We start from the raw sequence: 13042 nt of genomic DNA, 5'->3' as shown, positions 1-13042 counted from the left end.
GCAACATTTGATATCCCGATCGATCGGGTAGGGCGACTATTGCCCGCGACACCGTGATTGTCACCAAGGAGCTCATACATCGCCGGACCAGGACTGCGGTAGCAGTTTATGAAACATTCAGGCTAGGGCCGATCCGGCCGAGCCAGACGAAGCCTGGTGCACTGCAATAGCAAGATCGTTCAAGACCGGTTGACGGGGAGGCATGACAATGCGCTTCCTTCCGCTACCAGGGTCCCGCTCCATGCCATCGCAAAAATACACCGCTTACCTCTCGATGGCGGCCGCCATGGTCACCGTCGGCAGTACGATTGTCGCCAGCAAGATGATGGGCGGGATGCCGGTCTTCATCGCGGCCTTCCTGCGCTTTGCCGTGGCCAGCCCGCTCCTGGTGGGGATGGCGTGGTTCGGCGGCAAACGCCTGCCCAGGCTGGCCCGGCGCGAATGGGCGACTCTCTGTGTCCAGGCTGGCCTGGGCAGTGTCGGCTATTCGGTGCTGCTGATCATGGGACTGTCGCTGACGCACGCATCCGACGCCAGCGTGATTGCCGGGACGCTGCCGGCGGTGGCCGCGCTGCTCTCCTTTGTCGTGTTGCGCGAACGGCTCGGCGGGTGGACCATGCTGGCGATCGTGCTCGCCACGCTGGGCGTGGCCGTGCTCAGCCTGGACACTCCGGCTGCGGGCGGTGAGCATGCGCGGCGCTGGACCGGCAATGCGCTGGTATTGGACGCGATCGCCTGCGAAGCGGTCTTCCTGCTGCTGAACAAGACCATCAAAACCCCGATCGACCCGGCGCTGGTTGCCGCGACGATGTCGGTGCTGTCGCTGCTGTTTTGTGCGGTGCCGGCCTTGTTCCAGTGGACACAGGCAAGCGGCCCGGTGCTGTCGGGCCGCGCGGTCGGCGCCGCCGTGTACTACGCCTTGGTGCCCACGGTTCTCGGCTTTCACCTGTGGTACCAGGGGGCATCGAAAGCCAGCGGCGCCGAGGCATCCTTGTTGACGGCGGTGTATCCGGTGGCGGGCCTGTTGCTGTCGGCGGGCGTGCTGGGCGAAGTCATTACAACACAGCACTGGATTGGCATCGCGATAGCGGTGCTCGGCATCGCAGTCGGCGCGCGCGCATCGAAGCCCTGATTCAACCGGGGTCAGAGCTCTGACTAGCAATTAAGATCCGGCAGGCAAAGACTCCCCAACCGGGGTCAGAGCTCTGACTAGCAACAAAAAATTATCCAAATGTGATTTGTCTGCTTCTTACGACGGTTTAGGATACTCAACGCACTGGATGCCTATGTTTCCGCATCATTCAGCGGTTTTCGCCGGAGCTTCAATCGGTTCAGCAACTAATTGCTAGTCAGAGCTCTGACCCCGGTTGTCAGAGCTCTGACCCCGGTTGTAGGATTTTGGGTCGCTACCCCGGTTGGCGGCCTATTGCCTATTGCCGCCGGGTCCAGCGCAACGCGAGGGCGCCGTGCGTGATGCGGCCGCGCTCAATCTTGAAGTGCCAGTGCCGTCCGCCCGCCTGGCCCGGTACCGCCGCACCCTCGTCCCACACGATCTCCACCCGGCCTTCGAGTTCGAGCACAGCGCCGCTGGCGTCGTCGATGAACAGCAGCGCCGCGCGCGCGTCGAGCAGCACATTGCCAAGGGTATTGAAGTAGCGGTTGCCGCCATAGTCGGGCACGGCAAGGCTGTCGCCCTCGATGCGCACGAAGCCCGCCAGGCCGCCACGGTGCGAGATGTCGACGCCGTACCGGCCGCCGCTGGTGGCAATGAAAAAGGTGCCGGCACACGCGATCAAGGCGCGCGCTTCCGGTTCATCGTCCAGCCGGTCGAACTCGCGCACCATCGCCTCCACCGGCGCGACCGCCCGCACGTCGCGCGGCACGATGTGCTGCGGGCAGTTGCCGAAGCTTTCGCGCACATCGATCAGCACCCCGCCGCCGCCCGCGCTGCGCACCACGCCGTTGAGCCGGTTGCGCCGGCGCGTGCCGAAGTCGATGCCAAGCAGCCCAAGCGCCTGCCCGGCGCGCAGGCCGCTGTCCTGCACGGCGATGCGCAGGGAGCGCGCATCGGGGCTGTCGATGAAACCGGGCGCACCGGCGGCAACCCGCGCGCGCGGCCGGCCATCGGCTTCGACCGTGCCCACCAGCACGAACGGCAGCGCCGCGAAGAAGTCGCGGTGCTGGTCCGGCATGAAGGGGCGGATGCCGTTGCCGTGACTGATCTCGCCAGCCAGCGCCTGCGCCCTCAACTCGCCTTCGTGATACGGCGCACTCATGCGGCCGCCGGCAGGGGCGAGGCGGGCAGCGCCACAAAGCCCGGCAAGGCTTCGATCCGTGCCAGCCAGGCGCGCAGCGCCGGATACGGTGCCAGCCCGATGCCGCCTTCCGGCGCATGCGCCACGTAGCTGTAGCAGGCCAGGTCGGCCAGCGTGGCATGCGCGGCCGCCAGGAAGCGGTGCGTGCCCAGGTGCTGGTCCATGAAGGCCAGCAGGCGCTGCGCCAGCGCGCCGGCCTGGACCAGGTCGGCCGGCACCTTCCACAGCGCGTTGGCGCGCGCCTTGGCCGGGCCGAAGGCCAGTTCGCCAGCGGCGATCGACAGCCAGCGCTGCACGGCGGCCGCACCCGCCGCGTCGTCGGGCAGCCAGCCGCTGCCGGGGGCGTAGCGCCTGGCCAGGTAGACCAGGATGGCGTTGCTGTCGTTGATGACCAGCTCGCCATCCTGCAGCACCGGGATCTGCCCCAGCGGATTGAGGGCGCGGAAGGCGGCGCTGTCGCGTACCTCGGCCGGCGCCGGCACCAGGGTGAACGGCAGCCCCAGCATGCGCAGCAGCAGTTCGACGCGGTGCACATGGCCCGACACCGGCAGGCCGTGGAGGATCAGGGAGGTGGTTTGCATGGCATCTCGATTCAGAAGGGGATCAGGAAAGCCATGCTATCGCTTGCACGCATCAATGAGAATCATGATAAATTGAAAATGATTATTTCAATTTCTGGAAGAATGCATGGACCGGTTCGATGAGTTGCAGATATTCGTGGCGATCCTCGACGCGGGCAGCCTGAGCGGCGCGGCACGGCGCCTGCGCCGCTCGGCCCCGGCGGTCACGCGCGCGCTGGCGGCGCTGGAAGAGCGGGTCGGCACGCGCCTGGTCGAGCGCACCACGCGCCGCCTGGCGCCCACCGAGGCGGGCCTGCGCCTGGCCGAGATGGCGCGCCGCGTGCTGGCCGACTACGACGACGCCGTGCGCGAGGACGACAACGCGCCCCTGCGCGGACGCCTGCGCATCACCGTGCCGACCGTGTTCGGGCGGCGCCATGTGGCTCCGGCCATGATCGACTTCCTCGACCTGCATCCGGCCCTGCAGGTCGAGCTGGTGTTCAACGACCGCAACCTGGACCTAATCGAACACGGGCTCGACCTGGCGCTGCGCATCGGTGCGCTGCCCGATACCGGCATGATGGCGCGCCAGGTAGGCCAGGTGCGGCGCGTGCTGGTGGCCAGTCCGGCCTATCTGGCGCGGCGCGGCTGCCCGGCCAGTGCGCGCGCGCTGGACGCGCACGACATTATCTTCAGCGAGCAGCGCGGCGCGACCGAATGGCGCTTTAGCGACGGCGAACGCGCCGATGGACGCGAATTCGCGGTGCGCCTGGCCCCGCGCCTGATCGTCAACGAAATCGATACCATGCTGCTGGCGGTGCTGGCCGGACGCGGCATCGGACGCCCGCTGTCCTATCAGGTAGCCGAACAATTGGCCGATGGCACGCTGGTGCGCCTGCTGCCCGGCTACGAACTGGCGCCGCTGCCGGTGCAGTTGCTGGTGCCGAGCGCGCGCCACATGGCGCCGCGCGTGCGCGCCTGCATCGACTTCCTGGCGCGCCGCCTGGCCGCCCTGCCGGTGCTCGATCCCACTGTGGCCTGAGCTCGGATGAACATTCATTCCACGCCCGCCGTGTTGCAAAACCGCGTTCCGAGGTAGATTCCTACCACCCGGGTCAGAGCTCTAAACTGCAATTAATTGATGAACCGACTGGATTTTCGGTCAAGGCGGTGGCATGCAGCGCCAATCGGCGCGTCTGCTGTGTTGTGGCGCCTGAACCGTCGCAGGAAGCAGACAACATAGCGCTGGGAAAGCTTTTTTGTTGCTGATTGGAGCTCTGACCCCGGTTGAAAAGCGCTGAGCCCGCTTGACGCGGTGCCTGTACTATTCGTCATGGAAAACAATCACCCCGTGCTGCGCGAGATCATCGAGCTGTTCGTCGAACCGTCGCGCAAAGCGCGCTATCTCTATTTCTGGGAAAAGTCGAAACGCCGCGCGCAGTTGCTCGACGAGTTGCTGCATGACGCACGCGACCTGCGCGCCGATCGCAGCCGGGAACTCGTGCCGACCCTGTCCGACCCCGACCAGCTGCTGGCGCTGATGCGCAAACAGGGGGCCGGCAAGACCTGCTACGTCTTTGGCCGCTCGACCTTCGACGGCGAGCAAGCCGACTTGCGCGCAGCCCTGGCCGACGTGGCCGGACGCATGCGCGAAGTCATCGTCTTTGCGCGCGACACGCAGCTCGCTTTCGTGGAAGAGCACGACGGGCGCCAGTTCATCCTGTCGATGAAGTGAGGCCGCCAAGGGCTGCGCCGCACCCGCTGCGCTTTTTAGCAAAACCGGGCATCAATTAATTGCAGTTTAGAGCTCTGACCCCGGTGGTAGGAATCTGCGGAGGGCAGCTGGCGCTTGACAGCGCGCCAGCACTCGGGCACTATCCAAACCTACTAGTTGGTAGGTAAACGGAGGCAGGGTGGTCAAACAATTTTCGGAACTGTCGGCCTCGGCCGAGCGGGTGGTGGACGCGGCCCAGCGCCTGATCCAGCAGCATGGCTATAACGGCTTTTCGTACGATGACATCGCGCGCGAGATCGATATCAAGAAGCCCAGCATTCACCATCACTTCCGCACCAAGGCCGACCTGGTGCAGACCATCGTGCAGCGCTACGCCGACCGTTTCGCCACCCTGCTGCGCGCCATCGACGCGAGCGGCGAGGATGCGCCGGCGCGCCTGGCCCGCTACGGAGAACTGTTCGCGGCCACCTACCGCCAGGACCGGCGCCTGTGCGTGTGCGGCATCCTGGGCGCGGAGGCGGCGGCGCTGTCGCCCGAGGTGGCGCTTGACGTGCGCGCCTTCTTCCAGCTGAACCTGGACTGGCTCGCCAGCACCATCGTCGACGGCGAACAGGCCGGCCTCCTGCGCGTGCGCGGCAGCGCCGAAGCGCAGGCGTATGGCCTGCTCAGCGCCCTGGAAGGGGCGATGATGGTCGGGCGCGGCGTCGGCACCGACCACAGCCCCGCCAACGCGGGGTCCACCTACGTTTCGAACATGCTGGCCTGACCGGCTTCTTCCCTCGCCGGCCGCGGCCGGCATTTTTTGACAACATCAACCTACCAACTAGTTGGTATAGAAAGGATTATCATGAACAGGACATTCGAAGGACACACCCTGCTGGCCATCGGCGGCAACAGCGGCATCGGCCTGGCATCGGCGCGCAGGGTGGTACGCGGCGGCGGCGCGGTGGTGCTGCTCGGGCGCGACGCCGCCAAGAACGCGCGCGCCGCCGCTGAACTCGACGCGCCGGGCCGCGTGCACACCCTGGCCGGCGACATCGGCAACGAAGCCGATCTGAGCCGCCTGCGCCAGCAACTGGGCGCCGAGCATCCGCACATCAACCTGATCCTCAACGCCGCCGGGGTGTTCTTTCCCAAGCCCTTCCTGGAGCACGGCGCGCACGATTACGACCAGTACCAGGCGATCAACCGCGGCATTTTCTTCCTGACCCAGTCGGTCGTGGCCGCCATGGTGGCGCGCGGCGCGCCCGGGGCGATCGTCAACATCGGCTCGATGTGGGCGCGCCAGGCGGTAGCCGCCACGCCCTCCTCGGCCTATTCGATGGCCAAGGCCGGCATCCACGCGCTGACCCAGCACCTGGCGCTGGAACTGGCGCCGCACCGGATTCGCGTCAACGCGGTCTCGCCGGCCGTGGTCGATACGCCCGTGTACGAGGGCTTCATTCCGAAAGACCAGGTGGCGGCCGCGCTGCAGGGCTTCAATGCCTTCCACCCGCTCGGACGGATCGGCACGCCGCAGGATGTGGCCGCCACGGTGGCCTTCCTGCTCTCGAACGAGGCGGCCTGGGTCACGGGCGCGGTGTGGGATGTGGATGGCGGCGTGATGGCGGGACGCAACTGACAACTGGCGGGAGGCGAATCGTGCCCCGCTTGCCAAGCGGGCATCGATCCGGGATGATGGGGCATGAAAAAACCACTCTCTTCCCTCTTGCGCCTGTGCATCGCAGCCGCGCTGATCGCCGCCGGGACGGCCTGCAGCGAACCTTCCAACACGACTGCGGCGGCCACGCCGGCCACGCCGGCGGCACCGGCCAGGCCGGCGCCGGCGCCAGTTGGCGCGGGCGACACCGCCAGCTCGCTCGGCGCGCGTATCACGGCCGAGATCGGCGATGCCGCCTGCGACAACGCCAGCCAGTGCCGCACCCTGCCGGTCGGCGCCAAACCGTGCGGCGGACCGGCCGGCTTCCTGCCCTGGTCGACCAAGCGCAGCAACGGCGAGCTGCTGGCCAAACTGGCGGCCGAACAGGCGGCCGAAGAACGGAAACACAACGAGAAGAGCGGCATGATGTCGACCTGTATGGTCGAACAGGATCCGGGCGCGACCTGCACCGCGGGCAAGTGCGTGCTGATGCAGCGCAGCCTGGGCGGCAGCGACGCCCGCTGAGCGATCGGCATACCCCATGAAAAAAGGCTGCGGGCAAGAATGCCGCAGCCTTTTTTCACACTCAAAGCACACAGGCGCACCCTGCGGCGCGCCTGCCTTTCCTACCCTACATTACTTGGCCTGCACCACGGCGCGGCGCGGCGCGTCGAACTGCGGCAGCGGATCGTTGGTGTTGACTTCGACCATCGTCAAGCCCTGGGTGGCGCCACCGACCACATAACGCAGTGCGCCCAGGTGACGCTGGTTGGCCGCCAGGCCCGACCAGCTCATGCTGACGGTCGCGGTGCCGCCGACATACGCGCGCGCCGGTACCAGCGCCTTGAAGTTGCCGTTGACGGCGCCTTCGTTCAGCACCCACGACGACAGCTTGTACTCGGCTTCGCCGTTGGCCGGCTCGTAGCCGATCACGCACACCTTGTAGGCGCCCGCGGCCGGCTGGACCAGTTCCACGCGCTCGTTCGAGCCGCCATTGCCGCTGCTCGAGACAGCGCCGTTCGGGGCCACCACGATCAGGTCGAGATCGGAGTCGGCGCCGCCGGCGGTGTCGTCATTGAACAGCGCGAAGCGCGCCGCCATGGTGGAGGCCGGCACGTTGACCGTGTGCACGTTCACGCCAGCACCGCCGCCAGCCTGGCAAGCCGCCAGGTAGAGCGCCGAATCGGTGCCCGATTCGCCGACGCTGCGCGTTTCCACGGCCGCCGGCAACAAGCCCGACTTGACCGAGGTCATGGCGCCGGCGAAGCCCGTGCCGATGGTGATGAGCTTACTGCCGTCGGCGAATTCGCTCGACACCGTCGCTGGCGCGGCCAGGGCCGAACCGCGCACGGTCAGCGGGCTGCGCACGTTGTTCACGCCGTCCGACCAGACCAGGCTGCCGTACACCCAGGTGTCGACCGGGGCGTTGGTGCGCGTGACCTTGACCTTGAAAGTGGCTTTCTGGCCGGCGCCGATGGTCAGGCTCGGCGGTTGCACGTCGACCGTGTAGCCGGGCACGCTGGCGCTGGCGTTGTAGGTCGCCGTGCTGGTACCGACGTTGGTCACGGTACGGGTCAGGGTCAGGCTGCCCAGCACGTTGCCGGCGGTCAGCGAGGCCAGGTTCAGGTTATACGGCTGGATGGTGCCGACCGCCTGGCAGGTCGCCGGACTGTAGACGCCGGCGTTCAGGCCGCACAGGAAGCGCGCGTAGTCGATTTCGGTGGCGTCGTACACCAGCCCCGGATTGGCGGCGCCGTTCGGCGTCACGTGGCCGGCGCCCTGGCCCCACGGCAGGGTGCCGGTGGCTTTGGCGGTCTTGTCCCACGCGACCGAGGCGGTCACGCCGTCCGGCTGGGTCGGGCTGGCGCTGGTCATCAGCGCCGACTTGATCGCCGCCGGGGTCCAGCTCGGGTGCAGCTGCTTGAGCAGCGCGGCCAGGCCGGCCACGTGCGGGCTGGCCATCGAGGTGCCCGAGTAGAAGGCCCAGTCGGTGGACGGCGCGGCGCCGCCGGCGGCCACCGCGTCGCGCTGGGCGCGGGTCAGGTCGGCGGTGACGCCGGCCAGCACGTCGCTGCCCGGCGCGGTGACGTCCGGTTTCAGGATGTTGGCGTTGGCAACGTTCGGTCCGCGCGAGGAGCTGCCGCTCATCACCGGCGCCGCCACGTTCGGGTTGATCACGCCTTTCAGGTCGCCCAGCGAGGCGATGGCGCTGGTCGGATTGGCGGCGATGTAGCTTTTCAGGGTGGCGCCGTCGGCCACCGTCAGGTGTACGGTCGAGAGCGCATGCGACTGGTTCAGGATGGCGTTGTTGTTGACGGCCACGTTGGCGATGATCGCGCCGACCGCGCCGGCTTCCTTGGCATTCTGGCTCTTGTTGACCAGCACATTGTTGCCGCGGTCGCAGACCAGGATCTTGCCGGCCACCTTGGCCGGGTCGAGCAGCGCGCTGACGCCATCGACCGCGCCGAAGCATTGCAGCAGTTGCGGATTGGCCGGATCGACCCCGGCCTTGCCGGCGTCGCGCGCCAGGATCAGCGCGGCCGTGGCGGTCGAGGCATTGCTCGACGAACCGGTCAGCTTGACGCCGTTGCCGAGCGTGGCGGTGCCGACGAACAGGCGGTTATGGGTCGAGTTGCCGACCGTGGTCAGCCATGGGCTGATGTGCGATACCGGCGCCGGGGTGGCCACGCCAGGGCCGGAGTTGCCGCCCGAGGCCGCCACGAACACGCCGGCGCTGGCCGCGCCCAGGAACGCCACTTCGGTCGCTTCGTTGAAGGCGCCGCCGCCGGCGTTCGGGCCGATCGAGAAGTTGATCACGTTCACGCCGTCTTTCACGGCCTGTTCGATCGCGGCCACGCTGTTGGCGGTGGCGCAACCGTTCTTGCCGGAGGCGGCGTCGGTCCAGCACACCTTGTACGAGGCGATGCGGGCGCGCGGCGCCATGCCGCTGGCCAGGCCCAGGGTCAGGTTGCCGTTGACGACAGGCGTGTTGGCGTTGCCGCCGGCCGTGGTCGCGGTGTGGGTGCCGTGGCCGCCATGGCCTTCGGCGCCGGCCACCGAGTCGCGCGAGGAATTGAATTCGGTCCAGTGCAGGGCCTGGGTCGGCGACTTGAAGTAGCGCGCACCGATCAGCTTGTTGTTGCAGTTGGTCAGGGCGAAGCCTTCACCGGTGTCGCACGAACCTTTCCAGGTCGATGGCGGCGCGCCGTAGGCCGAGACGGTGCCCGAGTGGCTCGGCACGCCGTTGGCGTCGACCTTGTCGGCGAACGAGGGGTTTTCCGGCCACACGCCGCTGTCGACGATGCCGATGACGATGTTCTCGCCCGCCGCCACCTTGCCGCCGACCTGTTCCCACAGGCCGCCGGCTTTATCGAGGCCGAGGAAGGTCGGGGTGTAGTTGGTGTCCATCTGCATGATGGAGTCGGCCGTGATGTTGGCCACGCCGGCGTCCTTTTTCAGCGCGCGCACTTCGGCGTCGGTCAGCAGGGCGGCAAAGCCGTTCAGGACCACGTTGAAGCGGTGCGTGACCTGGGCCGCGTTGACGGTCGAGAGGACTTTGGATTTCTTGGTGTCGAGATAGGCGATGTAGTTCTGCACGTCGGTCGCGTCGACATCGAGGCGCTGGCCGTCGGCCGGCTTGGTGGCGGGCAGGCCGGCCACCTGGCCGGTGTAGGTGGCGACCGGCTTGTCGACCAGTTGCACGATGTAGGAACGGCGGGCTTCGTCAGCGGCGGCGGTGGTAGTGATACCGGCCAGCATCAGCATGACGGCAAGGGATACGGGGCGAAGTGTCATAGTCAATTTCCTTGCGTGCTCAGATGGTGGCCGGGGCCGATGGGGATGCTTTGCTGCGGCGGCGGGTCAGGCCGAGGGCGCCGATACCGAGGCCCATCAGCAGGAACGATCCCGGTTCCGGCACGGCATTGAAGCTGATGTCGTCGAGCGCGAACTGGGCCTGGCCGAAGGCCGGGTTGTCGATCGAGTTGAAGCAGCCGCCATTGCCGTCGAACAGGCAGGCGTTGACGGTCAGGCTGGTCAGCACTTCATTGCGGAATTTCTGGTCGATCAGGGCCGAACCGAAGCTGAAACTGCCGTTCGCAGCCTGGCCCGGGAAGGCCGAGGTGCTCGAGACCACGGTGCCGTCGCCGCGGATGCCGGAAAATTGCAGCAGGCCGTAATCGGCATCGACCACGTCGACCGGCGGCAGGAACGCCAGGCTCAGGCTGCCGAGTCGGAACTGCTGGCCGGCGCGCGTGAATTTCACGCCGCCGTCGTTGATGACCGCAAGAAAGTGTCCGCTGGCGCCCGTCGGGCAGCCGAACACCGTGCAGGTGTTCGGATCGTTGCTGTTGACGATCGTGCCGAACGGCGTGGAGAGGTCCGGACCGACAGTATCCGGGCTGGGAAGGATCAGCATCTGGTAGCCGCCCTCGCTGATCGATTCGCCGCTCAGCAGCGCGTTCGGCGCAACGGATTCGAAGGTGATTGGACTGGCCATGGCCGGCAGCGCGCAAAACAGCGCGGCGAGCCCGGCGATCGTGTGGAGTGCGCGGGTGGCGCGCCGTGGGGTACCCAGCGGGGTGACTGTGCGATTCATCTCTTGCCTTATGTTTGAATTATTTCGATCAATGGGCGTACAGGTCGATTTGCCTGCTTGCTACTTTTCTTAAAAGTGCAAAAGACTATAGCAAAGGAAATAATTGTTGTAGCAATAATCTCAACGTAAGAAATTCATATTTTTCATGGTTTCACCAAAGCTTGTTTTGTTTCCTCTATGAAAACGTGCCAAAAATGCCCGTGACAATTTCACCACATTTGTCAACATTGTTTGTGTTAGCTTCCCTTGACTCTTTTTGCGTTTTCGAGCGTAATTGCGTGCGCGCGGCGCCGAGGGTGTGTATGATGGTCGTTCGTGTATAAGCGCAAGGATCGATCATGAACCCACGCCGCTCCTTTTTAAAGAGTTCGGTCGTACTGGCATCGGCACTGAGTCTTCCTGCCTTGGCCCGTAGCGCCACGGCCGCACCAGGCGAACGCACTTTGCGCCTGTACAACACCCATACGGGCGAAAGCCTGCGCAGCGTGTTCTGGGCCGAGGGCGATTTCCTCCCCGAGTCGCTGGCCGACATCAACAAACTGTTGCGCGACCACCGCAGCAATACGGTGGCCGAAATCGACCCGCAACTGCTGGTGCTGCTCAACAGGGTCAGCACCCAGCTCGGCAGCAATCCGGTCCTGCACGTCATTTCCGGTTACCGCTCGCCCGCAACCAACCAGAAGCTGGCCGAAGCCAGCGATGGGGTGGCGCGCCACAGCATGCACCTCGAAGGCAAGGCCATCGACATCCGCATGCCGGGCAAAAGCCTGTCGCACGTGCACAAAGCGGCGCTCAACGCGCGCGGCGGCGGCGTCGGCTACTATCCCGATTCGCAATTCGTCCACCTCGATACCGGCCGCCTGCGCCGCTGGTAAGCGTGCAAGCCCGACGGCGCCGCATCCCCGCGCGCGCCGCCGCGGCGCCTGGCGCAATGTTCTTATTGCCAGCATTTTTCCACCTTGCCCTTGCCATTCTGGCCACATCGATCCTGCCCGCCGGCGCGGTGCAGGCCGGCGCGCGTGCGCCCATGCCCACCGTGATCGTGCCCTACGTGCGCGATCCGGTCGACAAGTCCTACCGCAAGATGATGGCCGGGGTGGCGCGTTTCGAACGCGAGCATGCGCTGGCGCCCGCCGCCAGCCTGCGTTTCAAGCTGCTGCCGCGCCTGCCCACGACCGACATGCGCGGCGTGGCCGTGCGCATCGCCGGCGAGCGCCTGAGCGTGCCGCTCGCGCTCGATGGCGACAACAGTTTTGTCTTGCCGCGCAATGAAGAAGCGCTGCGCGACGACGCCGCCGTGCTCGCCAACCGGCGCGGCGACAGCCTGACCTGGCGCGCCGCCATCCACAGCCCCGGCGTGGCGCCCGGCACGCGCCGCCTGGGCGACCTGCGGCTCGAATGCCGGGTCGGGATCGAAGCGGGGCTGATATCGAACAGCTCGCCCATGTTCGGCTGGCTGTCGGATGCGCTGAGCAATGCCGGCCAGGTCTGCACCAGCGCCGACGGCAACTACCTGTTCTTCGCCGAGCGCCCCGTGTTCGCCGTCACCGTGCGCCATGGCGCGCGCGCCGAGGTACTGCCGTTCAACATGCTGTACGCCGGCGGCCGCCTGACTGCCGACGACCTGCGCTTTTGCGACTGCCAGGTGCTGCTCGAGCGCAGCTATTACGCCCCGATTTTCGATACGCGCTGGCCGGACGACGCCACCGTCGAATTCGAGTACATGGACGGCCCGGCGGGCGGCGCGCCATGAGTGGCAGCGGCCTGCGCTTTGCTGTTGTGCTGGCGTCGGCGCTGGTCCTCGCTGCCTGCGCGCACGCGCCCGAGGCGCCGCCGGGGACCCGGGTGACGGCGGAGCAGGTGCGCGCCATCCGCCCTGGCGCAAGCAGCCGCGCCAGCCTGCTGGCCACGCTGGGGCCGACGCGCAAGGTCGGCTTCGAGAGCGGCGTCGAAACCTGGCTGTACCAGATGCCGGTGCCCGGCGGTTTCGACGAAATCGTCGTGCTGCTCGACGCGCAAGGGGTGGTGCGCAAGCTGCGCCGGCGCGCGCACATTCCCGCGCACTAGCCCCGTCGATACCCCGTCGTGCCCCCGGCGGCGGGGGGGGCGGGGGGGGAGGGCCGCGCCGTTAACCCGGGCCGGGGCGGGGGCCCGGCCCCCCCCGGTGAACCCGGGCGTGCCCCCGGTGGGGGGCGG

At 67.0% G+C, this 13042-nt stretch carries 13 protein-coding genes; 9 read left to right on the top strand and 4 right to left on the bottom strand.

Features of this window, described 5'->3' with window-relative positions; all coding sequences use genetic code 11:
* Positions 1 to 241 precede the first annotated feature (241 nt).
* On the top strand, positions 242 to 1132 hold the full coding sequence (locus F2P45_RS32905; RefSeq protein WP_166882425.1) for a DMT family transporter: 891 nt from the start codon (positions 242 to 244) through the stop codon (positions 1130 to 1132).
* A 298-nt stretch (positions 1133 to 1430) separates the two neighbouring features.
* On the opposite strand, the gene F2P45_RS32900 is transcribed toward F2P45_RS32905, so the two are convergent.
* Both F2P45_RS32900 and F2P45_RS32895 read right to left on the bottom strand, forming a co-directional pair.
* A complete protein-coding gene (locus F2P45_RS32900; RefSeq protein ID WP_223164884.1) occupies positions 1431 to 2276 on the bottom strand; it encodes a pyridoxamine 5'-phosphate oxidase family protein in 846 nt (281 codons plus the stop codon).
* Complete coding sequence (locus F2P45_RS32895; protein ID WP_166882424.1) at positions 2273 to 2896, bottom strand: glutathione S-transferase family protein; 624 nt, start codon at positions 2894 to 2896, stop codon at positions 2273 to 2275. The genes F2P45_RS32900 and F2P45_RS32895 overlap by 4 nt, the downstream gene beginning before the upstream one ends.
* Before the next feature lie 106 nt (positions 2897 to 3002).
* Between F2P45_RS32895 and F2P45_RS32890 the strand changes: the two genes are divergently transcribed.
* From F2P45_RS32890 to F2P45_RS32870, 5 genes are all read left to right on the top strand, one after another.
* On the top strand, positions 3003 to 3917 hold the full coding sequence (locus tag F2P45_RS32890) for a LysR family transcriptional regulator (RefSeq protein WP_166882423.1): 915 nt from the start codon (positions 3003 to 3005) through the stop codon (positions 3915 to 3917).
* Positions 3918 to 4208: 291 nt separating this feature from the next.
* On the top strand, positions 4209 to 4610 hold the full coding sequence (locus F2P45_RS32885) for a hypothetical protein (protein ID WP_166882422.1): 402 nt from the start codon (positions 4209 to 4211) through the stop codon (positions 4608 to 4610).
* Positions 4611 to 4788: 178 nt separating this feature from the next.
* Positions 4789 to 5376, top strand: a complete 588-nt coding sequence (locus F2P45_RS32880; RefSeq protein ID WP_370663344.1) for a TetR/AcrR family transcriptional regulator — start codon at positions 4789 to 4791, stop codon at positions 5374 to 5376.
* An 81-nt stretch (positions 5377 to 5457) separates the two neighbouring features.
* Entirely contained in the window at positions 5458 to 6231 is a 774-nt protein-coding gene (locus F2P45_RS32875) for an SDR family NAD(P)-dependent oxidoreductase (RefSeq protein WP_166882421.1), read from the top strand.
* A 63-nt stretch (positions 6232 to 6294) separates the two neighbouring features.
* The gene (locus F2P45_RS32870; RefSeq protein WP_166882420.1) at positions 6295 to 6774 is read left to right on the top strand and encodes a hypothetical protein; all 480 of its coding nucleotides are present in this window, start codon (positions 6295 to 6297) and stop codon (positions 6772 to 6774) included.
* Between the two features lie 111 nt (positions 6775 to 6885).
* Here the strand turns inward: F2P45_RS32870 and F2P45_RS37080 are convergent, their stop codons facing one another.
* Together F2P45_RS37080 and F2P45_RS32860 are read right to left on the bottom strand one after the other, a co-directional pair.
* Positions 6886 to 10044, bottom strand: a complete 3159-nt coding sequence (locus tag F2P45_RS37080; RefSeq protein ID WP_166882419.1) for a S8 family serine peptidase — start codon at positions 10042 to 10044, stop codon at positions 6886 to 6888.
* Between the two features lie 19 nt (positions 10045 to 10063).
* The gene (locus tag F2P45_RS32860; protein ID WP_166882418.1) at positions 10064 to 10846 is read right to left on the bottom strand and encodes an NF038120 family PEP-CTERM protein; all 783 of its coding nucleotides are present in this window, start codon (positions 10844 to 10846) and stop codon (positions 10064 to 10066) included.
* 338 nt (positions 10847 to 11184) lie between these two features.
* Here F2P45_RS32860 and mepK point away from each other — a divergent pair, with 338 nt between their 5' ends.
* The 3 genes from mepK to F2P45_RS32845 are packed head-to-tail and all read left to right on the top strand — an operon-like array spanning position 11185 to position 12913.
* Complete coding sequence (mepK, locus tag F2P45_RS32855; protein WP_166882417.1) at positions 11185 to 11721, top strand: peptidoglycan L,D-endopeptidase MepK; 537 nt, start codon at positions 11185 to 11187, stop codon at positions 11719 to 11721.
* A 56-nt stretch (positions 11722 to 11777) separates the two neighbouring features.
* A complete protein-coding gene (locus F2P45_RS32850) occupies positions 11778 to 12599 on the top strand; it encodes a hypothetical protein (RefSeq protein WP_229505425.1) in 822 nt (273 codons plus the stop codon).
* On the top strand, positions 12596 to 12913 hold the full coding sequence (locus F2P45_RS32845; protein ID WP_166882416.1) for an outer membrane protein assembly factor BamE: 318 nt from the start codon (positions 12596 to 12598) through the stop codon (positions 12911 to 12913). Before F2P45_RS32850 ends, F2P45_RS32845 begins: the two co-directional genes overlap by 4 nt.
* The last annotated feature ends 129 nt before the right edge of the window (positions 12914 to 13042 follow it).

Origin of the sequence: Massilia mucilaginosa, assembly GCF_011682145.1 — a bacterium.
GTDB lineage: Bacteria > Pseudomonadota > Gammaproteobacteria > Burkholderiales > Burkholderiaceae_D > Telluria_A > Telluria_A mucilaginosa.
The sequence above is the reverse complement of the archived record's forward strand: the minus strand, read 5'-3'. Positions and strand labels throughout refer to the sequence as shown.